This is a genomic window from Bradyrhizobium cosmicum (genome assembly GCF_032290525.1).
GTDB lineage: Bacteria > Pseudomonadota > Alphaproteobacteria > Rhizobiales > Xanthobacteraceae > Bradyrhizobium > Bradyrhizobium cosmicum_A.
The window spans coordinates 301,497-323,410 of the sequence record NZ_JASXTA010000002.1; the positions used below are offsets into that span (position 1 = coordinate 301,497).

A 21,914-nucleotide genomic window follows, 5' to 3' on the forward strand; every position below is an offset into this window, starting at 1 on the left:
CGAACTATGGATTCGGCCCTGAAATTCTTGCAGCAGGGCCCCACATGCGACGTTCATCGATCCGCCGAAACATGCCGCGATTGCTTCGCGGCAGCGCGCTTCTGGCCGGGCTGGCCTTCGCAGGACCGGTGCAGGCGGCGGACCTCGCGGCAAAGCCGTTCACCAAGGCGCCGCCGCTGGTGGCGTCGTCATGGACCGGCTTCTACGCCGGCCTCGGCCTCGGCTATCGATCGACGCAGGCCGATATAACCACCACCTCCGTGCTGCAGGACGGCGTTGCCCGTGACCTGAACGGAGCTGTGCTCACCCAGCCGTTCGACGGCACCGGCTTTCGCGTCAATCCCTATGCCGGATACAACTGGCAGGTCTCTCCCAGCTGGGTCGTCGGCGTCGAAGGCGATGTCGGCATCAGTGATCAGAACACCGCGCTGCCCGGATTTCGCGCCTCGCCGCGGGCCGGCTCGTCCACCTTCGCGGTCGACAGCCTGTCGGTCAAATCGGGCTGGGACGCGAGCCTGCGCGGCCGCGCCGGCCATCTGCTGACGCCGTCGACGCTGGCCTATGTGACCTCCGGCCTTGCCTGGCAGCACTTCGACGTCACCTCGCTTTGCGTCAGCGGGACCTGCAACGATGCGACACCCGCATCGGTCTCGAACTCCGCGACCAGGACCGGCTGGACGCTCGGCGGCGGCATCGAGACCGCGCTGTGGGGCAATTGGCTGCTGCGTGCCGAATATCGCTATGCCGATTTCGGCACCACACAGATGGTGATCGCGCGAGCGAGGACGGCAGCGGGACCCGCGCTCACGGTCGACAATTTCGATACCAAGCTGCGGACGCACATTGCGAGCGTCGGCCTCGCCTGGAACTTCGGCGAGCCCGTCATCGGCGGCCGCTCGCATCCGCTGCAAGCGCGGGCCGCGATCCTTCCCTCATGGACCGGGGCTTATGTCGGCCTCGGCCTCGGCGCGCGCGCCACGCATGCCGATCTCACCGCGACGTCGGAATCGGTCGGCGGCTTCACGGACGATGTTCTCGCGGGCCGCGCCAACACCCGCCCGATGGACAACACGGCGTTCCGCGCCAGCCCCTATGCCGGCTATCTCTGGCAACTCGCCCCGCAATGGACAGGGGGCGTCGAGGGCGATCTTGGCTTCGCCGACCGCACCACCACGCGCGAAGGTTTTACCAGCATCCATCTGGCCGATTCCCAGTCGCCCGGCGAAAGCCTGTCGATCCGCAGCCGCTGGGACGCGTCCTTGCGCCTGCGCGGCGGCACTCTCGTCAGCCCGCAGACCATGCTCTATGCAACCGGCGGCGTGGCCTGGCAGAACTTCGAGCTGACCTCGACCTGCGTCAGCGCCAACTGCACCGGATTCTTCGCCCTGGCGCCGGGGATCATCAGCCAGTCCACCACGAAGACCGGCTGGACGTTAGGGGCCGGCCTCGAGACCGGATTGTGGGGCAACTGGCTGGCGCGCGCCGAATATCGCTACGCCGACTACGGCAAGACGGCCTTCACCGTTGCAAGGTCGAGCAGCCGGGCGGAGTTCAATCCGTCCGTCGAGACATACGACGTCGCGATGCGGACGCATCTGGCGACGTTCGGGGTGAGTTATCGGTTTCAGTGAGCGGGCGAGAGAGGCCCCGTAGCCCGCATGGAGCAAAGCGGAATGCGGGACAGTGGTCCCGGATTGCGCTGCGCTCCATCCGGGCTACGAAGTCGCAGCCTTGAACACCGCCAGCTGCGCATCGAACGCGCGCAGGAACGCCGGCCGCGCCTCGCCGCGTGCGACATAGTCAGAGACATCAGGATACTCATCCAGCAGACCCGACGTGTGCAACCGGCGCAGCACCGTCACCATCATGAGATCGCCGGCGCTGAACGCGCCGTCGAGCCAGTCGGCGTCGCCGAGACGGCGGGACAATTCGCCGAGCCTGGTGCGGACGCGATCCCTGAGCATCGGCAGGCGCGCCTCGTACCAGCTCTTGTCGCGCTCGAACAGCATCGCCATCCCGAGCTCGACGATCGGCGGCTCCAGCGTGTTCAGCGCGGCAAACATCCATCCGATCGCGCGGCTTCTGGCATTTGCGTCCTGCGGCAGCAACCCGGCATGGCGCTCGGCGATGTGCAGCACGATCGCTCCGGTCTCGAACAAAGCGAGATCGCCGTCCTCGTAGGTTGGAATCTGCCCGAACGGATGCAACGCGAGGTGGGCGGGCTGCTTCATCGCGGCGAACGTGACGAGACGGACGTCGTAGGACTGCCCGACTTCTTCCAGCGCCCAGCGCACCCGCATGTCGCGCGCCTGCCCCTTGCCGCGGTCGGGCGAGCTTTCGAAGGCGGTGATGGTGGGGGACATGTGAGTCTCCGGGGTGGTGGCGGCTTGTGTCCAAAGGACGAATGGGCGAGTTGGTGTGCGACAGCTTCGGGGTCGTATTTTGACAGCGCCGTGTTGCCGAACGCACAGTGTCGTCCCGGCGAACGCCGGGACCCATACCGCGGAATTCATCGGTTCAGGGTAGTCGCAGTACCAAACGACGAGTCTTCGCTAAACTTCTCCCTGGCGGTATGGGTCCCGGCCTGCGCCGGGACGACGGCTGAGTGTGGGCCGCTATCGGTGACCCATTCTACGATTTGATCCACGCGGCAAGCTCCCGCCATGGCTCCAGCGTCCAATGACCGGATGCGGCACCCGACGGCGAGGGCAGTACGAAGATCTCCGGCAAGCTTCTGTCGCGCGGCTGCCGCCCTAGCGCAATTCCGCTCGACCCCCTGCCGTAGTACAAGCTCGCCGCCTTCTTGCTCGTGAACGCAATCGTTCTCGGCCGATACTTTTCCATCTTGGCCCTGAACCCCGGCACGTCGATCGTCTCAATCGCGATCTGGTGATCCATCCCGGCGCCCGACTTGGACAGATCCGTGAAGCCGATCCCGAGCTCGATCAGCGCGGCGAACTCGCTTGGCTGATAGCGCCGCGGCGTGATGCCGGCCTCATGGATCGCACGCCAGAAGCGGTTGCCGGGATGGGCGTAGTAGTGCCCGAGTTCGGCCGAGCGCATCGAGGCGGCGGTGCCGACGAAGACGAGGCGGAGGTTGGGACGGAGCTCATCGGGGAGGCGATGGGTTTCAGGCAAGTCAATCGTCCGTCGCTACGCTCATTCGTCGGTCTTGCGGGCTTCGCGGCCATGCCATATCCGCGTGATCAGGATGTCTTGCGCCTCCGCCAGCACGGCATACCGAACGATGTAGCCGGAGGCGCCAAAGCGGACCACGATCTGGCGAAGCTCGGCATCTCCCGTCGGCATTCCCAGATTGGGAAATTCCTGCAGCCGCTCGATCGCCCGCCAGATCGACGCCAGCGCGCGTTATGCTGCGCCCGGACTATGTTGATCGAGAAACAGGCGCAATCGCTCGACGTCCTCAACGGCGTCGGGCGAGAGCAGGATCATCCGATCCTGCGCGCCGCCGGGCGTGGCAGCTCCTGCGCCGAACCCCAGCTCGCGACCCAGTCCTTTACCTCGTCGAGCGGCACGGCGGCGCGGGTCTTTCTGAAATCATCCAGCCGGCGGCGATCCTCACCGATGTCGGGGCCGGCGATATCGACCACGGAATCGAGCAGCGCCACGGCTTCCGCGAGCACCGCGGCGATATCCTGCCCGCGCTCATCGGCCATCTCGCGCAAACGCGCATCGGTGTCGGCGTCGATATTCAGCGTGCGACGAACGATGTTCATGCAGACAGAATAATCGTGGACGACGAATTTGTCGAGGCGCCCGACTTGGAGAGATCGGTGAAGCCGATCCCGAGTTCGATCAGGGCCGCGAATTCGCCCGGCTGATAGCGCCGCAGCGTGATACCGGCCTCATGGATCGCGCGCCAGAAGCGGTTGCCGGGATGGGCGTAGTAGTGCCCGAGCTCGGCCGAACGCGTGCTGGCGGCGGTGCCGACGAAGACGAGGCGGAGGTTAGGAAGGAGTTGATCGGGAAGGCGGTGGAATAGCACGCTCGCCGACGAAGCGCTCATCTCAACACTCACGCTCGCGGGAAGGTTGCTAAGACCGCTCGTTTCCCGTTAAATAGATGTTGCTGGTACCTTGGGGGCGGGGTCATGAATAATTTTGCTGTATGGGTTGGTCAGAACAAAGACACCGTGACCGGCCTTACGGCGATCGTTGCGACAATCGCTTCAACCAAATCCATTCTAATCGCCGTTATAAACATGCGTTGGCAGCGAATCCATTATCGCAAGACCCTCATGCCCATCGGAAGCATCAGCATGGGGGACTACGAAGAGAACCTTTTTGTTCGTTTGCGAAACGATGGTGCCGGTCCGATGATCATGGATGATATCGAGGTATATCGGAATGGTCAGAAGGTCGGGTCAGCGTTGATAGACCTAATGCCGCCAAGCCTGATCTGGACGACCTTTGTCAAGAATATCTCGGGGAGAGCATTCGCATCGGGTAAGGAAATCGATCTGATTTCGATCTCAGGTGATATGGAAGACTCAGAGTTCCTGGAGACTCGTCGGAGCGTTCGTGAGGCACTTGCTGGCCTTTCGATCAAGGCAAATTACCGTAGCATCTACGGGGATCGCCGTAGCAATAATGATCCCGGTTCAGGATTCCCAAAACCTTCTTCCAAGCAATCGGGACGTTTCGCTTGGCTATACGACTTAGACGTTGATGCTCAACCGCTAGAGCCGGTCCACGCACCAACTCGCGTATGCGCCGTCTCGTAGGAAATACCGTCCGGAATTCTTCGGGAACACTTTGATCGGTGAGAAAGCGACGTAGGAAAAATTTCCCAGGCTCGGTGCGGAAGAATAGACTGCTCTCACGGCGATCGACGATGTCCTCGGAAATTCGCGCCTGCAACGTCTTATGTTGAGTCTGGCCGTGCAGATGTTTGGGAACTAATCCGCGGTGGTAGGCAGCAGTCAATATCGTCCTAGGGCTGAGCGGTCGCCGCTCAGCCTCTAAGACCCACTTGGCTATCTGCAAATACGTGTCCAGCGATCTTTCCTCACAATCGCAACGCGTCGCATTCTACTAGAAAGGGAGCAGCTATGAAAGCACCCGATTGCTCTCCTTCACCTTCTCCGCATCCAGGTAAACGCTGCTCCCCATCTCCTTGAACTTCGCACTCATCTTGGCCATGCCGTCCTCGGCCGTCCCGCTCAGCGACATCCCGATCGAGTTCGGATCGTTCAGCGTCGCCGCGTAATCCCGCACGTCCTGCGTGATCTTCATCGAGCAGAATTTTGGGCCGCACATCGAGCAGAAATGGGCGACCTTGTGGGCTTCCTTCGGCAGGGTCTCGTCGTGGAAGTTCTTGGCGGTTTCGGGATCGAGGCCGAGGTTGAACTGGTCGCTCCAGCGGAAGTCGAAACGGGCGCGGGAGAGCGCGTCGTCGCGCAGCTGGGCGGCCGGGTGGCCCTTGGCGAGATCGGAGGCGTGGGCTGCGATCTTGTAGGTGATGACGCCGACCTTGACGTCGTTGCGGTCGGGCAGGCCGAGATGCTCCTTCGGCGTGACGTAGCAGAGCATGGCGCAGCCGAACCAGCCGATCATGGCAGCTCCAATGCCTGACGTAATGTGGTCGTAGCCCGGCGCGATGTCGGTGGTCAGGGGCCCGAGGGTGTAGAACGGCGCCTCGCCGCACTCCTTGAGCTGCTTGTCCATGTTGATCTTGATCTTGTGCATCGGCACGTGGCCGGGGCCCTCGATCATGACCTGGCAGCCCTTGTCCCACGCGATCTTGGTCAGCTCGCCGAGCGTCTCCAGCTCCGCGAACTGTGCGCGGTCGTTGGCATCGGCGATCGAGCCCGGGCGCAGGCCGTCGCCGAGCGAGAACGAGACGTCATACTTGCGCATGAGGTCGCAGATCTCGTCGAAATGGGTGTAGAGGAAGCTCTCCTTGTGATGCGCCAGGCACCACTTCGCCATGATCGAGCCGCCGCGCGAAACAATACCGGTGACGCGGCTGGCGGTGAGGTGGATGTATTGCAGGCGCACGCCGGCGTGGATGGTGAAATAGTCGACGCCCTGCTCGCACTGCTCGATCAGCGTGTCCTTGTAGAGCTCCCAGGTCAGCTGCACCGGATCGCCGTTGCACTTCTCCAGCGCCTGATAGATCGGAACGGTGCCGATCGGCACCGGCGAATTACGCAAAATCCATTCGCGGGTGGTGTGGATGTTGCGGCCCGTCGAGAGGTCCATCACGGTGTCGGCGCCCCAGCGGATCGCCCACACCATCTTCTCGACCTCTTCCTCGACCGACGACGTCACCGCCGAGTTGCCGATATTGGCGTTGATCTTGGTCAGAAAGTTGCGGCCGATGATCATCGGCTCGAGTTCTGAGTGGTTGATGTTGCAGGGGATGATGGCGCGGCCGCGCGCGATCTCGGAGCGGACGAACTCCGGCGTGATGAAGGCGGGGACCGCAGCGCCAAAGCTCTCGCCGTCGGCGAGGGCTGCCTCGGCGCGCTCGAGCTGTTCTTTGCGGCCGAGGTTTTCGCGGGCGGCGACGTAGATCATCTCCTTGGTGATGATGCCGGCGCGGGCGAATTCGAGCTGGGTGATCTTGTGGCCGTCGAGGCCGCGCAGCGGCTTGTGATAGGCCGAGAAGGCGCGCGCGGCCTTGTCGGTGGAGACGCTGCCATTGTCCTCCGGCTTGATCTGGCGGCCGTCATATTCCTCGACGCCGCCGCGCTCCAGCACCCACTGTTTGCGGCCGCGGGCGAGGCCGGCGTTGACGTCGATGGTCACGCTCGGGTCGGTGTAGGGGCCGGAGGTGTCGTACACCGGCAGGTTCGGCTCGCCCGCGCCCTCGGAGAGGATGATTTCGCGCAGGGGCACGCGCAGATCGGGGGCGGCATCGGGCGAGGCGAAGATTTTTCGCGACGAGGGCAGCGGGCCGGTGGTGACGGCGGGGACGGTTTTTTCGGGATTGGAGCGGATGTTCATGGGATCCTCCTTAAATTCAGTTCGTTGGCATCGCTGCGCGAGAGACAATTGCCGCTGTCATCCCCGCGAAAGCGGGGATCCAGTATTCCAGAGGCCTTGATGGGACACGGAGAGGCTGCGGCGTACTGGATCGCCCGGTCAAGCCGGGCGATGACGGCGGAGTGTGGGATGAGAGGGCGAGGCGCATCACGCCGCCTCCGCGGACAGGCTAAGCCATTGCCGCACCCGTGCATCAGGGTCGGGATGTTGCGTGACATCGCTGACCACGGCGATGGAATCGGCGCCCGCGGCGAAGATCTCCGCAGCGTGCTCGAACTTGATGCCGCCGATCGCAACCAGCGGGATGCTGCCGATGCGCTGCTTCCATTCCGTGATCTTCGGAATGCCTTGCGGCTCGAAGCGCATCGACTTCAACGTGGTGAAGAAGATCGGGCCCAGCGCGACGTAGTCGGGCTTTGCGGCGAGCGCGGTTTCAAGCTCGGCGTCGTCATGGGTGGAGATGCCGAGAGAGAGGCCGGCTTCGCGGATGGCCTTGAGGTCGGCATCGGCGAGGTCCTCCTGGCCGAGATGCAGATATTTTGCGCCGGCGACGACTGCGGCGCGCCAATAGTCGTTCACGACCAGTTTTGCCTGCGTGCCCTCGGTGATCGCCAGCGCGTCGGTGACGATCTGCAAGGCCTGCGCGTCGTCGAGGTCCTTTGCGCGCAATTGAATCGTGCCGACGCCGAGCCTGGTCAGGCGCTCGACCCAGGCGAGGCTGTCGACGACGGGATAGAAGCGATCAGGATACGGCATGCCAGAATGGGGTCCCAACGACAGGGGTGGAGGGGGAGGCGAAGTCGCGGGCGTTCATCAGCCCGGCTTCATAAGCGGTGCGGCCGGCATCACAGCCGAGGCGGAAGGCGTTCGCCATCGCGACGGGATCGGCGGCCTTTGCGATGGCGGTGTTGAGCAGCACGGCGTCATAGCCGAGCTCGAGCGCGTGCGCCGCGTGCGAGGGCGCCCCTAAGCCGGCGTCGACCACCAGCGTGATGTCGGGCAGCCGCTCGCGCATCAGTTTGAGTGCGTCGCGGTTGGTGATGCCCTTGGCGCTGCCGATGGGGGCGGCCCACGGCATCACCACCTTGCAGCCGGCATCGACCAGGCGGTTCGCGACCGAGAGGTCCTCGGTGCAATAGGGGAAGACTTCAAAGCCGTCCTTGATCAGGATGGAAGCGGCCTCGACGAGGCCGACGACGTCGGGCTGCAGCGTGTCGTTGTCGGCGATGACTTCCAGCTTGATCCAGGACGTGCCGAACAGCTCGCGTGCGAGCTTTGCGGTGGTCACCGCTTCGCGAACGCTGCGACAGCCGGCGGTGTTCGGCAGCACGGTGACGTCGAGCTCGCGGATCAGCTTCCAGAACGCGTCGCCGGTCTTGCCGCCGGCGGCCTCGCGCCGCAGCGACACGGTGACGATGTTGGAGCCCGAGGCGCGGATCGCGGCCTGCATGATCGCCGGCGAGGGATAGAGCGCGCTGCCGATCAGCAGTCGGGACGGGAAGGTTTTGCCGTAGAAGGTCACCATGTGGGAGGTGTCTCCATGATTGACGCTGTCATCCCCGCCACCGGGTCTCGCCTTCGGCGAGCCCGATGACAGGCTCCGGCGGGGATCCAGTACGCCGCGGCCGTGCGGCTGGAATCGTGAAGCCGCGGCGTACTGGATCGCCCGGTCAAGCCGGGCGATGACAGCGGAGTGTTTGGTGAGATCATATGTCCTCACCCTCCCTGCCGCGGCGTGATGATTTCGATCTCGTCGCCGTCCCTAAGATGGGTCGCGGCCCAGCGGCTTTTCGGCACGACATCGTAATTGAGCGCGATCGCGAAATGGGAGCCCTCGTAATCGAGCTCGCTGAGCAGCGCGTCCACGCTCGCGGAATTAATCTCGCGCTGCTCGCCATTGACGATCACGCGCATTGCATCACCTCATTGTCGATCTGGCCGCGCTGGACGTATTGCAGCGTCAGCTCGGCGAGCGCCGGCGCGATCAGGAAGCCGTGGCGGTAGAGCCCGTTCACGCTGATCTGGCCGCCGCGAATGCCGATGCGCGGCAGGTTGTCGGGAAAAGCCGGACGTAGGCCCGAGCCGAATTCGACGATGCGCGCTTCGCCGAAAGCCGGATGCACGGCGTAGGCCGCGCCGAGCAGCTCCAGCGCGGAGCGGACGCTGACGCCGGTGTCCTCGGCCTCGATCGAGGTTGCGCCCAGCATGAACAGGTTTTGCTCGCGGGGGATCACGTAGAGCGGCCAGCGCGGATGGATCAGCCGCACCGGGCGTGCGAGCTGCACCTCGCCGGTCTCGATCAGGATCATCTCGCCCTTGACGCCGCGAAGCTCCGGCTCCTCGTCGCGCGCGGCAAGGCCGCGGCAGTCGATCACGATGCCGTCGAGATCCTTCGCGACGACGTCGCTGGAAAATTTGATGGTGCCGCCGGCAGCCCGGATGCGGTCGTGCAGCTTCGGCAGCACGAGGCGCGGCTCGACATGGCCCTCGGTCGGGAAGAACAGCGCATCGCGAAAACGGCCCTCCAGCGACGGCTCGAGCTCGGCGAGGCCGGCGGCATCGAGCCGGCGATGGCCTTCGGTCATCCGGGCAAAGCGCTCGAAATCGTTGCGCTCGCGCGGATGGGCGACGACCAGCGAGCCGTTGAAGGGGGTGTCAGGCAGTTCGCGACGCCAGATATCGAGGGAACGCTGGCCGAGCCTGGAGATGATGGGCTCGGCGACCTCCGCCTCGCACCAGGGCGCCAGCATGCCGCCGGCCCAATGGCTGGTCGAATCGGTCATGGCGGCGTCACCGCGCTCGTGCAGGATCACGGCGTGGCCGGCCTGCGCGAACAACAGCGCCTGCCAGGCGCCTGCGATGCCTGCGCCGATGATGGATACCGGGGAATCCGGTCGCTTGGTCGTCTGCAACATCCCTGTCCCTTCGCCGGCATGACCCGGATCAGGTTCAAAGGGTCACCGCGGTCCTGGGCGGGTTTGCCCATTTAGCGGTATCTCAGCTCCTCCTCGGAGCACCCCTCGGAACGGCTCTAATGTAGGCCAGTGGCGGCCTGTGTCAACGCATGTTGCCGGGAACCTGCGCCCGCGCATTGCGGACCCGCTGGGCCAGCTTCCTGTGCGGCGGGGCGCTAAACATCGGCTGCGGATTGCCGTTCGGCTCCAGCCAGGCGCCGCCCATATTGGTCTCGCCCACATTGGCGACCTGCACGGCTTCCTGCCGCTGCCGCTTTGCCGCGTAGTAATAGCCGCCCGCGAAATAACGCACGGCTCTAGTGTGGTCGCCGTTGGCGGCGTGATAGGCGCCGGCGAGATATTTCACCGCGTAGGTGAGATTGGTGTTGGGATCGCGCAGGCCGGCGGCATCGCCGGTGTAGCCGACCCCGCGGGCGGTCGCGAGCTTGATCTGCATCAGGCCGATGGTGCCGCCGCGGCCGACGAGACCCGGCTGATAGCGGCTCTCGCGCATGATGACGCGATGCACCAGCGCCTCCGGCACGCCGTTGGCGCGCGCATGCATCGCCACCATCTCGGCGTACTCGGCTTCGCCCGCGAGGGCGGCCTGCGGCAAAATCAGTCCGGCCGCGAGCAGCGCGGCGATGCGTAAAATTTTCATCAGATATCCCTGAGGTCCCCTGAGTGACCTGCGCCCGGCTGCCGTTAGGCCTCCCGAACGCGGCAATGATGTGACCAAACGCCGCCGTTAGCGTTATCGCGGTGCAGGGCCGCTGTTGCGACTCAATGCTCGTGTACGGGCTCCCTCAGGCGGACGGCCCATCGCGGCAGCAAGACTGTCTATTCGCGCGGGTGGGCAAAAGCGAGTAACAAGACACCGCAAATCGGGAGAGGTGCCATGACAAAACCAAGCATGGCCAAGGCACATTTCGGCGACATCCCCAGGCAGAACCCCTGTGCCCAATGCGGCACGCCGATCCCGCAGCCTGACTGGATCGAGCCGGGCGAGGGGCGCATCTCCTATCTCTGGACTTGCCGCGCCTGCAACTATCGCTTCGAGGCGATCGCGATCTTCGCCGAGATCGTCGTCGAGCATCCGCCGCTCGCGGCCTGAAGCGAAGGATCAGGCAGCCAGCCGCGGCTGCTGCATACCGGCAATTGCATCCGCACGATCAGCCCGTGCGGCGCGCGGTCGTGCAGCGACAGCTCGCCGCCATGGGCGAGCGCAACCGCGCGCGCGATCGAGAGGCCGAGGCCGAAGCCGGTGGACTCGTCCATGGTGCGCGCCTCGTCGCCGCGCACGAACGGCTCCAGCATCTCCTGCTTGCGCGCATCCGAAATGCCGGGGCCGTCATCCTCGACGTCGATGACGAGCCTGGTGCCCGACATATCGAGACGGATCGTTATCTCGGCGCCGAAGCGCACCGCGTTCTCGACGAGATTGGTGACGCCGCGATGCAGATCGTCGGGGCGCACTGCGGCGGTTGCAGATAGCGGGCCTTCGTAGTGCACGACATGACCCATGTCGCCGAACTGGTCGGCGATGAGCTGAAGCGTGCTGGCAATGTCGACCAGCGTCACCGCCTCGACCTTGCGATCGTTGCGCAGCAGCGACAGCACGCTTTCCAGCATCGCGCGCATCTGGTCGAGATCGATCAGCATGCGCTTGCGATTGCCCTCGTCCTCGATGAATTCTGCGCGCAGGCGCAGCCGCGTGATCGGCGTGCGCAGATCGTGGCTGATCGCAGCCAGCATCCTGGTGCGGTCCGACATCAGCCGCGCGATCCGCTCGTGCATGCGGTTCAGGGCGCGCGCCACCGAGCGGATCTCTTCGGGGCCGCGCTCGGGCAGCGGATCTGCCGCCCCGTCGAGGCTGAAATTCTCGGCCGCCTTGGCGAAGGACGACAGCGGTGCGGCCAGCGCGTAGGCCGCCCACAGGCCGAGCATGGTGACGCTGATCAGCGCGAACAGCAGCGTGATCCAGACGCCGCCCCAGAACCGTGGCGGGTACGGTCTCTGCTCGACCCGGCCCGCGATCATGGTGCCGTCCGGCAACTGGACCGCGACCTTGTGCCCATCCTGCGGCGCGAGCGCGAGCACCTTGTACTGATGGCCGAGATGCCGGCGTACATTGTGCACGTGCTGGTCGTCGCCGTCCTTCGCGACGGAGGCGGTCCCCGGCGCGAGCAGCTCGATGCCGGCCTTCGGAAACGCGCGCACGATATCGGCGAGGATTCGCGGCCGCTCGCTCGCCTCGGCGCCGCTCAGCAGGAGGGCCGCGTCCGCGAGTTGATGCGCGCTGTCAGGCGGCCGCTCGGCGCGGTCCGGCCGGCTGATCAGGAAGCTGACGGTGAGGATCAGATGCAGCGCGACGATCGACGCCACCACCAGCGCGGCGATCTGTCCGCCGATGCTCTTGAGGTGGAAGAACCCGAACGGCTTCATCGTCGGTGTTCCGTCAGCTGCCCAGGGGCGCCGCGATCGCTTCGTTGCTCGCTGCTTCAGTCCCGGCAGCTTCAGTTCTTGGCGTGAACAGATAGCCGCCGGAGCGCACCGTCTTGATGATGGTGGGGTCGGCCGGATTGGGCTCGATCTTGCGGCGGATGCGGCTGACCAGAACGTCGATCGAACGTTCGAACGAGCCGGTGTTGCGGCCTTGCGTGAGGTCGAGCAGGCTGTCGCGCGACAGCACGCGGCCGGGCCGTTCGCAGAACGTCCGCAGCAGGTCGAACTCGGCGCTGGTCACCGCGACGCGCGCCCCTTCCGGATTGCGCAGCTCGCGCAGGCGCAGGTCGATGCGCCAGCCTTCGAAGACGAGCGCAGAGGCCCCCTCGATCGAGCTCGCGGTTTGCGCGGCGGCCTGGCGGCGCAACACGGCGTTGATGCGCGCGAGCAGCTCGCGCGGATTGAAGGGCTTTGGTAGATAGTCGTCCGCGCCCATCTCGAGGCCGACGATGCGATCGACGTCCTCACCGCGCGCGGTCAGCATGATGATCGGCGTCTGCGCCTCCGAGCGCACCTTGCGGCACAGGCTCAAGCCGTCCTCGCCGGGCAGCATGACGTCGAGGATGATGCGGTCGACGCGATGATCGGCCAAAGCGCGAGACATCTCGCGGCCATCGCTCACAGCGGTGACGTTGCAGGCATTGTTGCGGAGGTACTTCGCAACCAGCGTCCGGGTTTCGCGGTCATCCTCGACGACAAGGATGTTGGGATTGAGAATGGCCATGCGCTTTGTTTGTCCCAGATTGGGGCCAAATGGCGAAGATTTTATTTCAGATTGTTTCCGTCCGCAGGGAGGCAACGCCCGGCAATAGCCAGACCGGACAGCAACAAGGTCTCGTTAAGGCCGCTAACCATACCGTGGCGGCGTCACATAAGAAACCCGCACGAAACCCCACAAGAGCCACGGAGCCATCATGACCTCGATTTCGGCGGCCCCCGCCGGTAACCACCAGTCGCCCCTGCAACGGCTGCAGCAGGAATTGCAATCGGAAGTTTCCGCCGGCACCCTCTCGTCGTCGGACCAGTCGGCGCTCTCGACGGCGCTGACCGACATCGACACGGCCTTGCAGTCGAGCCGGTCCAGCGACCGGTCGAGCGGCACGCGTCCCTCCAAGGACGACATGCAGTCGAAGATCGACGATCTCATTTCCAACGAGGTGTCGAACGGCACGCTGACCTCGGACCAGGCCGACGCGCTGAAGAACGTGTTTCAGTCCGCTTTCGCCAATGGTCCCGGCGGCGCGGGTGGACCACCGCCCGGTCCGCCGCCGGACGACGGCTCCTCGGATTCGTCGCCGGCCACGGATTCGACCAGCAGCGCGTCGAGCGTCTCGACGACGGCCGCGATCCTCCAGCAATTCGTCCAGGCGCTCCAGCAGTCGCAATCGTCGGCATCGTCCTATGGCGCGAGCGGCAGCTCATCGAAGGGCCCGGATTTTTCGGCACTTCTGATCGACTACAAGAGCTGACCTGTGCGACGCAGGTGGGCGCGTTCCCCGCCGCGAACGTGCTTCACCCGGGGCGCATGATCGTCGGGCCGGGAACTGTGCACCCCGGAACGTTCCAGCGCGAGCTAGGAACTCCCGCAATGCAGCGCCACAATGGCGCGACGAAATTGCCGCATCACAGGAACTGCACGTGATCGGGGCTGTTCTCTCCACACGAGTTTTCTGCCGAAGGAGAGGACAACGATGTTGATGAAATCGATCGCGGCCGGCCTTGCCGGCACCGCACTATTTGCGACCGTCGCGTTCGCGCAATCGCCGACCGCCACCACCGACAAGGCGCCGAGCGCCACCACGACGATCACCACGGCGTCCAATGAATGGCGCGTGTCGAAAATGTCGGGCGTGAAGGTCTACAATGAGGCCAACGAGAACATCGGCTCGATCAACGATCTCCTGATGGACAAGAGCGGTGCCATCAAGATCGCTGTGATCGGCGTCGGTGGCTTCCTCGGCATGGGCGAGCATCTGGTCGCCGTGCCCTACGAGAAGCTGAAGTTCGTCAACGAGGCTGTGGCCTACACCGGCGCCGGCACGAATCCGGGCGCCAAGCCCCCGGCATCCACGACGACGGGCGCTGCGACCGGTACCGACAGGCCCGCGACGACCACTACATCGTCGGCCTCGAAGTGGTATCCGGACCACGCCGTGTTCAACGCGAGCAAGGACGAGCTGAAGAACATGCCCGAGTTCAAGTACTCGGAGTAGTGCAGTTCGCGTGACGGCCTAAACCAGGCGCGCCCGGTCTTCACCGGGCGCGCCGTCGTGTCTTTTCGTCATCGCGGGCAGCGAACCGACGAAGCTTCGCTTCGCAGCAATAACGCCGCCGGTCAGGCGCTACTGCCCTTGAGCCGTTCGTTGCGTCGGCGCAGGCCTTCCAGGGTAGCGAGGAGGATCACCGATACCGTCGTCAGAACGACCGCCGCTGCCGTGATGGTCGGACTGATGTTCTCGCGGATGCCGCTGAACATCTCGCGCGGCAGGGTGCGCTGCTCGGGACCTGCCATGAACAGCACGATCACCACCTCATCGAAGCTGGTCGCGAAGGCGAACAGCGCGCCCGAGGCGAGGCCAGGCAGGATCAGCGGCAGGATCACGCGGCGGAACGCGTCAAGCGGCGAGGCGCCGAGTGAGGCGGCAGCGCGTGCCAGGTTGGTGTCGAAGCTTTGCAGCGTCGCGCCGACCGTGATCACCACGAACGGCGTCGCCAGCGCAGTGTGGGCCAGGATCAGGCCGAGATAGCTGCCGGTCAGTCCGATCGGCGCGAAGAAGAAATACAGACCGACCGCGGTGATGACACCGGGCACGACGACCGGCGACAGCACGAAAGCCAGCACCAGCGGCTTGAATCGGCTCTTCCACTGCGCCAGCCCCAGCGCGGCCAGCGTGCCGAGAAGCATGGACAGCAGCGTCGAGGCGACCCCGATGATCATGCTGTTCTTCAGCGAATTCATCCAGCGCGACGAGTTGATGAAGTCGTCGTACCAGCGCAAGGAGAGGCCCGGCAGCGGATAGGTCAGGTAGGAGCCCGAGCTGAAGGACAGCGGCATGATCGCCAGGATCGGCGCGATCAGGAAAATGAACACCAGGGTGGAGATGGCGATCGTCGCGGCCCACACGATGCGCTGGCTGGGCGTGCGGAGGGAGGCATTGTCGCTCAATTCTTCATTCCTCCGGTGACATGCTGCCCCTGCACCAGCTTGCCGTAGACGAGAGCGAGCAGAACAGTGGCCAGCAGCAGCACAGCACCCAAAGCCGAAGCGAGGCCCCAATTGGCCGTCTCGGTGGTGTAGAGCGCGATGAAATAGCTGATCATCTGATCGGCGGCGCCCCCAACGAGTGCCGGTGTGATGTAGTAGCCGAGCGCAAGGATGAAGACGAGCAGGCCTCCCGCGCCGATACCGGGCAGAGTTTGAGGCAGGTAGATCCGCAGGAAGGCGGTGACCGGCGGCGCACCGAGCGAGGCGGCGGCGCGCATGTAAGCAGGCGAGATCGCCTTCATGCTGCTGTACAGCGGCAGGATCATGAACGGCAGCAGAACGTGGGTCATCGCCACGCAGACACCGAAGCGATTGTAGATCAGGCGCAGCGGCGCGTCGATGATGCCAAGCCAGAGCAGGCTGTCATTCACGACCCCTTTGCTCTGCAACAGAACGATCCAGGCGCAGGTTCGCACCAGAAGCGACGTCCAGAACGGCAGCAGGACGAAGATCATCAGCAGGTTCGACCGGCCCGGCGGCAGCGTCGCCAGCAAATAGGCGACCGGAAAGCCAAGGATCAGGCACAGCGTCGTGACGCTGAGGCTGATGAGGAAGGTGCGGGCGAAAACGTCGCGGTAGATGGCCTGATCCGGCGGAGCTGCGACGATCGCGCCGTCCGCGTTCCGCGTCAGATCGAGCGCCGACAGAAGATAGAAGCCGGTCACCGGGCCACTGGCGTTCTTGATCGTGGTCCAGGTGGTGCGCTCGCGCCAGGCCGGGTTGATCTTGCCAAGTGTTTCCCTGGCCATGCCTGCTTCCGGCACCGCCTTCAGATTGCGTGCCGTACTGGTCAGGATCGTGCGGAAGCCGTTCAGGGCGTAATTGAGCCGCTTGGCCGCGATGGCGATGGTGCCGGAGGCTCGCGCCGCCAGGATGTCACCTGCCAGCGCCGCATACGCTCTTTCGTCCGGCAGGTCCTTGCCGTCCCAGTCGGCGAGAGCAACGACGGTCTGCGGCAGGACCTGACGCACTTCATGGTCGTCGACCGCGCGCCACAGCATGCCGGCGATCGGCCCTGCGAAGGTGAAGAGCAGAAACAGCAGAAGCGGCAGCACCAGTGCCAATGCCTTGAACTGGCGTGTCCGCTCCGCACGCTTCAGGCGGCGCTTGAGCGGCACTTCGGTCTCGGTCAGGGACGCTGCCGTCATGACGAGAGCTTCTTTGGCCGGACATCCTTCGCCATTGCGGGGAGGGCGATCGCATATGGTGTTTTGGAGCTGTCTGAGCGCGCGCCTCGTCCTTCGAGACGACCGCGGAGCCTGTCATCGGGCCGCGCTTTGCGCGGACCCGGTGGCGGTCTCCTCAGGATGAGGCTCCTCCACTTTGGTGTCTGTAAAGCCGCTGCCACAGACTCAGACCTCATCCTGAGGGCCCGCCGGAGGCGGGCGTCTCGAAGGATGCGTCGCGGGCGAGCTATCTGCCAGGCTTTTCCCTCGACCTGCGCCGCACACGGCTACGAGGCCCGCTATTTCGCGGCCCATTTGTTGAAGCGCTCGGTCAGGCGGTCGATGTTCTCGAGCCAGAAGCCAACGTTGATCTCGACCGCGTTTTTGATGTTGTCGGGCGCTGTCGGAAGGTCCTTCAGAACGGCGGGCGCGAGCAGAGCGGCTGCGTCCTTGTTCGAGGTGCCGTAGGCAATGTTCTCCGACAATTTGGACTGGTTCTCCGCCTTGCCGACGAAGTCCAGGAACTTGTAGGCGGCGTCCTTGTTCGGGCTCCCCTTCAGGATGACCCAGCTGTCGAGGGTGAAGAGCGCTCCGTCCCACACCATGCCGAAGTTCTTCTTGTCGTTCTTGTTCGCGGTGTCGATGCGGCCGTTGTAGACCGAGGTCATCACCACCTCGCCGGAGGCGAGCAATTGCGGCGGCTGGGCGCCGGCCTTCCACCAGACGATGTCGCCCTTGATGGTGTCCAGCTTCTTGAACGCGCGCTCGACGCCCTCGTCGGTCGCCAGCACCTTGTAGACGTCCTTTGGCGCCACGCCGTCGGCCATGAGGGCGATCTCCAGCGTCGTCTTCGGGCCCTGACGCAGGGCGCGCTTGCCCGGAATTGCCTTGGTGTCGAAGAAATCGGCCCAGCCGCTCGGGGCCTGCTTCAGCTTGTCCTTGTCGTAGCCGAGAACGAAATCGTAGAGGATGGCGCCGACGCCGCAGGGATTGACCGACGGCGGAATATAGGCCGCCTCGCCGCCGATCCTGGAATAATCCAGCTTCTCGAACAGGCCTTCCTCGCAGCCGACCGCGAGTTCGTCGCTCTCGACCTGGACGACGTCCCAGGTGGCGGCGCCACCCTGCACCTTGGCGCGCAACACGCCGACACCGCCATCCCAGGACTCGTCGTTCATCGGAGCGCCGGCTGCCTTCTTGAACGGCTCGAAATAGACCTTCTTCTGCGCATCCTGATAGGCACCGCCCCACGACACGACGGTGAGGTCACGCGCCTGCGCGACTGTCGCCAGCGCAGCGCTGGCGCCAAACGCCGCGGCGAACCCCAGAGCAATCCCGCCAGTTTTGCGCTTCAGCATGGTCCTTGTTCCTTCTTCATCTGCATTGCGTTGAGGTTGATCGATGCGGTCCGGATCAGACGGGATCGAGGGCCAGGCAGTCCTCGGGACGGAAGGTGATGAATACGCTTTCACCATGTCGCAGTCCGTCATGCGCCCCCGGCGGAAGTTTGACCATGAACTCGGCATTACCGGCGACATCGAGAACGGCCAGCGCGTGGTCGCCGAGATAGATGCTGTTTTGCACCCTGGCCGGCAGCCGGTTCGGTCCGTCGCTGGAGACGCCGTTCGGGATGATGGCGATCCGCTCCGGCCGCACCGACAGCGAGGTCGACGCGCCCGCGCCTGCTACGTTGACCGCCCGTGCGGTCACGGTGCCGCCACCGGCCAGCGCGACGCGGCAGTATTGCTTGTCGACCGTCTCGACGGTGCCGGCCAGCACGTTGTTCTCGCCGATGAAATGGGCGACGAAGCTGTTCACCGGATGCTCGTACAGCGCATCGGGCCTGTCGATCTGCTGCACGATGCCGTCGTTGAACACGGCGATGCGGTCCGACATGGTGAGTGCTTCACTCTGATCGTGGGTGACATAGACGATCGTGATGCCCATCGTCTCGTGCAGCTGCTTGATCTCCAGTTGCATCTGCTCCCGCAGGCGCTTGTCCAGGGCGCCCAGCGGTTCGTCCATCAGCACGAGTTGCGGATTGAAAACCAGCGCGCGCGCCAGCGCCACGCGCTGCTGCTGACCGCCGGACAATTGCCCGGGACGCCGGTGCGCCAGAGTTTCCATCTTGATCATGCGCAACGCGGCCCTGACGCGCTCCTGCGCGTCCGCCTTGTTCGTGTTGCGAACGGACAGCGGGAAGGCGATGTTCTCCGCGATCGTCAGGTGCGGAAACAAGGCATAGTTCTGGAACACCATGCCGATGTCGCGCTTATGCGGCGGCACGTTCTTGATCGGCCGGTCCGCGAGGTAGATCTCGCCCTGGGTCGGAACCTCGAAGCCGGCCAGCATCATCAGCGTGGTCGTCTTGCCCGAGCCCGACGGGCCAAGCAGGGTGACGAACTCGCCCTTCCTGATATCGAGATCGAGGTTCTTCACCACGAGATGCTCGCCATCATAGGTCTTCTGAATGCCGGAAAAGCGCACCAGTGCCGGCGCAGACGTGACCATGCCGGCTTCCATATTTCCTCGCGTCATCAGCACCGATGCTGTCAGGACCTCGTCCGAGGTTGCGAGGAACAGCTTAGCACCCTCCGGCGAGAATGCCAGCGGCGCCCGCGACGGGGCGCATTGGTTCGGTGCGTGAAGGGCGCTGCGTCTACGGCAGCTTCGACACCGACACGTTCAGCGTGCCGCCGGCTTCCGCGACAACGCGCAGCGTCCTGGAATCGAAGGCGATGTCGGCGAGGGTCAGGCTGTCGATCCTGGCATCGACCTTGAGGCCGTCCTCGCTCCTCTGGTAGTCGGCGATCGCGGCCGCGATCTTCTCGCGCGCGTTGGCGGCGATCGGCTTCAGGTCGAGCGTCGCCTTCTGCACCAGCACCTGCTGCATCTGCGGCACCACCGCGCGCGCCGCGGCTCCCAGCAGGCCGAAGGCGGCCTCGGATTCCACCGCGAGCTGGATGTCGGCGAGCCGCAGCGTCTGCTGCGCCTGGTCGAGCATCGGACGGCCCCAGATGTGCACGGTCGCTTCCGCGCCGAGGCCGAGCCAGCTCTTCTTCTCCTTGGCGCGCACAAGGAGCGAGATCAGCAGCCGCTCGCCGGAAGGAACGACGTTCACGCTCTTCACGGTGACGTCGACCGGACCCGAGCCGTCCTCAGGATAGGTGTGGCCGACCATCTGCGCCGCGATCAGCTTGTTGATCTCGGTGAAGGGCACGTCGATCGGCACGCCGATGTTCACGCCGGTGCCGGTCGGCGGCATGATCGAGATCTTGTCGGGGAACGGACAATCCGGCTTGGTCTGCGTCGAGGTCACGCGCGTCTCGAGCTCGAGCCCGAGCAGCAGCGTCACGTTCTGTGCGTCGACGCGCGGCTGTGCCGCGATGGCGCGGATCGGCTTCATCTCCAACCACAGCGGCGGCAGCGCGGCCGAGGCGCCCGAGCCTTGCAGCGCGATCGAGCGGCAGGCCTTGGCCCATTGCAGCTTCGCGTTCTCGCGCAGCGACGGATCGTTGCGGATGCGCTCGGAGACGATGTTGATCTGCTCGCCGACGTTCTTGTCGATCAGCGGCTTCACCTGCGCCGGCACGTTGACCTTGGCGCCGGCGACGGCGAGATTGGTGTCGCCGAGATTGACCTGGGCGCCGAGATTGGGTTCGAGATGCCAGTTGGCGGCGAGCTTCGGGCGCGAGGTGACGATCACATTGCCCTTGATCTCGGCGTTGGCGTTCAAATTCTTGATGTTGACCGCGCCGATCCGTTTCGCCGCGTCGCCGCCGAGCACGCCGCCGAGGGCGTCGCCGAGCGCGCCGGTGGCTTTCGATGACAGCGATCCCGTCACGTTCAGCTTGCCGGTGAGCGGCGTCGAGATCGTCAGCACGTCCTTGTCGCCGGCCGCCGCCATTGGCCCGCGCACGGCGGACCAGCCGATGTCGGCGTTCTCCAGGATCTGCGAGATCGGGTTGTCGGCCTTGCCGGCGAAATTGCGCGGGGCGGCCTTCTCGGCCTGGTCCCGGATCGCCGACACCGCGATGGCAACCGGCGCCACCACGATCGAGCTCTTCGCCACGGGGGGCAGCGGCGGCAATTGCGCGACCGGCGGCGCGGAATTGGTCGCGCGCGGCGACAGCCAGTCCATCGCCTTCAAGCTGATGAAGAACGACGCCGCGAGCACCGCGACGGCGATCAGGACAGTCTTCACATTCAACGCAAGTCGCATCATTCCCCCAAGCCGCCCGTCGGGGATTTTACAGGGCGGGCGAGGAGGGCGCTAGAGCGTACCGGTGGGGTGAAATTGGGGCGGACAGGTTAACGGCTGCGAACGCGCCGTTGCCGCGCATGCGTCATCGTGCATCTAGCCGCGCCGGGGCCGGCGCACCGCTCTCACCTTGCCGGCGCTTCCGCCACCGCAGAACAAGCGATCGCCGCCGTCGGACTCCAACCCTGAAACCATCGTCCCCGCTGGCAGGTCGAGCTGCTCCAGCACCTTGCCCGTCTCAGGGTCGATCCGCCGCACGTCGCTCTCCTCGCCCTCCCAGGTGCCATGCCAGAGCTCGCCGTCGACCCAGGTCACGCCGGTGACGAAGCGCTTGCTTTCGATGGTGCGGAGCACCGTCCCCGTCTGGGGATCGACCTGATGGATCTTGCGCTCGCGATACTGACCGACCCAGAGCGAACCCTCGGCCCAGGCCAATCCAGAGTCACCGCCGCCGCCGGGCGCCGGAATCGTGCTGACCACCTTGCCGGTCGCCGCGTCGATCTTCTGGATGCGATCCTCGGCGATCTGGAACAGGTGCCGGCCGTCGAACGCCGTTCCCGCATGTGCGGCGACGTCGAGGGAGCGTGCGATCCTGCCGCTGTCCGGATCGACCGCATTTAACTTGTCGCCGGATGCGAACCAGACATGGGTGCCGTCATAGGTGACGCCATGCACGGCCTCGACGCCCGCAAATGGTCCGTACTCCCTGACAATCTCGGCGGCTGAACGTTTCATGCGGTCGCTCCCTGGTGA

The 21,914-nt window shown here is 64.9% G+C and carries 22 protein-coding genes, 3 pseudogenes and 1 riboswitch; of the genes and pseudogenes, 5 read left to right on the top strand and 20 right to left on the bottom strand.

Features of this window, described 5'->3' with window-relative positions:
• Positions 1-71: 71 nt before the first annotated feature.
• Positions 72-1,631 (top strand): outer membrane protein, encoded by a 1,560-nt coding sequence (locus tag QSV46_RS05180; RefSeq protein ID WP_314947416.1) that lies wholly within the window; start codon positions 72-74, stop codon positions 1,629-1,631.
• An 84-nt stretch (positions 1,632-1,715) separates the two neighbouring features.
• Here the strand turns inward: QSV46_RS05180 and QSV46_RS05185 are convergent, their stop codons facing one another.
• The 5 genes and pseudogenes from QSV46_RS05185 to QSV46_RS05205 form a co-directional block, all read right to left on the bottom strand.
• A complete protein-coding gene (locus QSV46_RS05185; RefSeq protein WP_314947418.1) occupies positions 1,716-2,363 on the bottom strand; it encodes a glutathione S-transferase family protein in 648 nt (215 codons plus the stop codon).
• A 268-nt stretch (positions 2,364-2,631) separates the two neighbouring features.
• Complete coding sequence (locus QSV46_RS05190; RefSeq protein WP_314947420.1) at positions 2,632-3,138, bottom strand: mismatch-specific DNA-glycosylase; 507 nt, start codon at positions 3,136-3,138, stop codon at positions 2,632-2,634.
• Positions 3,139-3,159: 21 nt separating this feature from the next.
• A complete protein-coding gene (locus QSV46_RS05195) occupies positions 3,160-3,363 on the bottom strand; it encodes a type II toxin-antitoxin system RelE/ParE family toxin (protein ID WP_314947964.1) in 204 nt (67 codons plus the stop codon).
• Between the two features lie 86 nt (positions 3,364-3,449).
• Entirely contained in the window at positions 3,450-3,737 is a 288-nt protein-coding gene (locus QSV46_RS05200) for a hypothetical protein (RefSeq protein WP_314947425.1), read from the bottom strand.
• A gap of 35 nt (positions 3,738-3,772) precedes the next feature.
• A pseudogene (locus tag QSV46_RS05205) lies at positions 3,773-4,027 on the bottom strand (mismatch-specific DNA-glycosylase); the annotation flags it as partial.
• An 84-nt stretch (positions 4,028-4,111) separates the two neighbouring features.
• Between QSV46_RS05205 and QSV46_RS05210 the strand changes: the two are divergent.
• Positions 4,112-4,744 (top strand): hypothetical protein, encoded by a 633-nt coding sequence (locus tag QSV46_RS05210; RefSeq protein ID WP_314947428.1) that lies wholly within the window; start codon positions 4,112-4,114, stop codon positions 4,742-4,744.
• A 55-nt stretch (positions 4,745-4,799) separates the two neighbouring features.
• Here QSV46_RS05210 and QSV46_RS41365 read toward each other — a convergent pair.
• The 7 genes and pseudogenes from QSV46_RS41365 to QSV46_RS05240 form a co-directional block, all read right to left on the bottom strand.
• A pseudogene (locus QSV46_RS41365) lies at positions 4,800-5,006 on the bottom strand (HTH domain-containing protein); the annotation flags it as partial.
• Between the two features lie 63 nt (positions 5,007-5,069).
• A complete protein-coding gene (thiC, locus tag QSV46_RS05215; RefSeq protein WP_314947431.1) occupies positions 5,070-6,971 on the bottom strand; it encodes a phosphomethylpyrimidine synthase ThiC in 1,902 nt (633 codons plus the stop codon).
• Between the two features lie 186 nt (positions 6,972-7,157).
• Positions 7,158-7,766 (bottom strand): thiamine phosphate synthase, encoded by a 609-nt coding sequence (locus QSV46_RS05220; protein ID WP_314947433.1) that lies wholly within the window; start codon positions 7,764-7,766, stop codon positions 7,158-7,160.
• The gene (locus tag QSV46_RS05225; protein ID WP_314947435.1) at positions 7,753-8,535 is read right to left on the bottom strand and encodes a thiazole synthase; all 783 of its coding nucleotides are present in this window, start codon (positions 8,533-8,535) and stop codon (positions 7,753-7,755) included. Before QSV46_RS05225 ends, QSV46_RS05220 begins: the two co-directional genes overlap by 14 nt.
• A gap of 191 nt (positions 8,536-8,726) precedes the next feature.
• Positions 8,727-8,924 carry a sulfur carrier protein ThiS gene (gene thiS, locus QSV46_RS05230; protein ID WP_314947437.1) on the bottom strand — a complete coding sequence of 66 codons (198 nt, stop codon included), beginning with the start codon at positions 8,922-8,924 and terminating at the stop codon, positions 8,727-8,729.
• The gene (locus QSV46_RS05235; protein ID WP_314947438.1) at positions 8,915-9,925 is read right to left on the bottom strand and encodes an FAD-dependent oxidoreductase; all 1,011 of its coding nucleotides are present in this window, start codon (positions 9,923-9,925) and stop codon (positions 8,915-8,917) included. Before QSV46_RS05235 ends, thiS begins: the two co-directional genes overlap by 10 nt.
• Positions 9,913-10,041: riboswitch (TPP riboswitch) on the bottom strand. It overlaps the preceding gene by 13 nt.
• A 26-nt stretch (positions 10,042-10,067) precedes the next feature.
• Entirely contained in the window at positions 10,068-10,625 is a 558-nt protein-coding gene (locus tag QSV46_RS05240; RefSeq protein WP_314947440.1) for a lytic transglycosylase domain-containing protein, read from the bottom strand.
• Between the two features lie 237 nt (positions 10,626-10,862).
• On the opposite strand from QSV46_RS05240, the gene QSV46_RS05245 reads away from it, so the two are divergent.
• Positions 10,863-11,078 (top strand): hypothetical protein, encoded by a 216-nt coding sequence (locus QSV46_RS05245; protein WP_314947442.1) that lies wholly within the window; start codon positions 10,863-10,865, stop codon positions 11,076-11,078.
• A 9-nt stretch (positions 11,079-11,087) separates the two neighbouring features.
• On the opposite strand, the pseudogene QSV46_RS05250 reads toward QSV46_RS05245, so the two are convergent.
• Together QSV46_RS05250 and QSV46_RS05255 are read right to left on the bottom strand one after the other, a co-directional pair.
• Positions 11,088-12,409, bottom strand: a pseudogene (locus QSV46_RS05250) (ATP-binding protein).
• Between the two features lie 13 nt (positions 12,410-12,422).
• A complete protein-coding gene (locus tag QSV46_RS05255; RefSeq protein WP_314947445.1) occupies positions 12,423-13,193 on the bottom strand; it encodes a response regulator in 771 nt (256 codons plus the stop codon).
• A gap of 190 nt (positions 13,194-13,383) precedes the next feature.
• Here QSV46_RS05255 and QSV46_RS05260 point away from each other — a divergent pair, with 190 nt between their 5' ends.
• A complete protein-coding gene (locus QSV46_RS05260; protein ID WP_314947448.1) occupies positions 13,384-13,938 on the top strand; it encodes a hypothetical protein in 555 nt (184 codons plus the stop codon).
• A gap of 222 nt (positions 13,939-14,160) precedes the next feature.
• Positions 14,161-14,682 (top strand): PRC-barrel domain-containing protein, encoded by a 522-nt coding sequence (locus QSV46_RS05265; protein WP_314947451.1) that lies wholly within the window; start codon positions 14,161-14,163, stop codon positions 14,680-14,682.
• A 122-nt stretch (positions 14,683-14,804) separates the two neighbouring features.
• Here the strand turns inward: QSV46_RS05265 and QSV46_RS05270 are convergent, their stop codons facing one another.
• The 6 genes from QSV46_RS05270 to QSV46_RS05295 all read right to left on the bottom strand — a co-directional run bounded on the left by QSV46_RS05270 (position 14,805) and on the right by QSV46_RS05295 (position 21,896).
• A complete protein-coding gene (locus QSV46_RS05270; RefSeq protein WP_314947453.1) occupies positions 14,805-15,635 on the bottom strand; it encodes an ABC transporter permease in 831 nt (276 codons plus the stop codon).
• Entirely contained in the window at positions 15,632-16,882 is a 1,251-nt protein-coding gene (locus QSV46_RS05275; RefSeq protein WP_314947456.1) for an ABC transporter permease, read from the bottom strand. The genes QSV46_RS05270 and QSV46_RS05275 overlap by 4 nt, the downstream gene beginning before the upstream one ends.
• A gap of 317 nt (positions 16,883-17,199) precedes the next feature.
• A complete protein-coding gene (locus QSV46_RS05280; protein WP_314947460.1) occupies positions 17,200-18,258 on the bottom strand; it encodes an ABC transporter substrate-binding protein in 1,059 nt (352 codons plus the stop codon).
• A gap of 55 nt (positions 18,259-18,313) precedes the next feature.
• A complete protein-coding gene (locus tag QSV46_RS05285; RefSeq protein ID WP_314947967.1) occupies positions 18,314-19,423 on the bottom strand; it encodes an ABC transporter ATP-binding protein in 1,110 nt (369 codons plus the stop codon).
• 136 nt (positions 19,424-19,559) lie between these two features.
• The gene (locus tag QSV46_RS05290; RefSeq protein WP_314947970.1) at positions 19,560-21,122 is read right to left on the bottom strand and encodes a DUF4403 family protein; all 1,563 of its coding nucleotides are present in this window, start codon (positions 21,120-21,122) and stop codon (positions 19,560-19,562) included.
• A 135-nt stretch (positions 21,123-21,257) separates the two neighbouring features.
• Positions 21,258-21,896 carry a glutamine cyclotransferase gene (locus tag QSV46_RS05295; protein ID WP_314947463.1) on the bottom strand — a complete coding sequence of 213 codons (639 nt, stop codon included), beginning with the start codon at positions 21,894-21,896 and terminating at the stop codon, positions 21,258-21,260.
• Positions 21,897-21,914 lie beyond the last annotated feature (18 nt).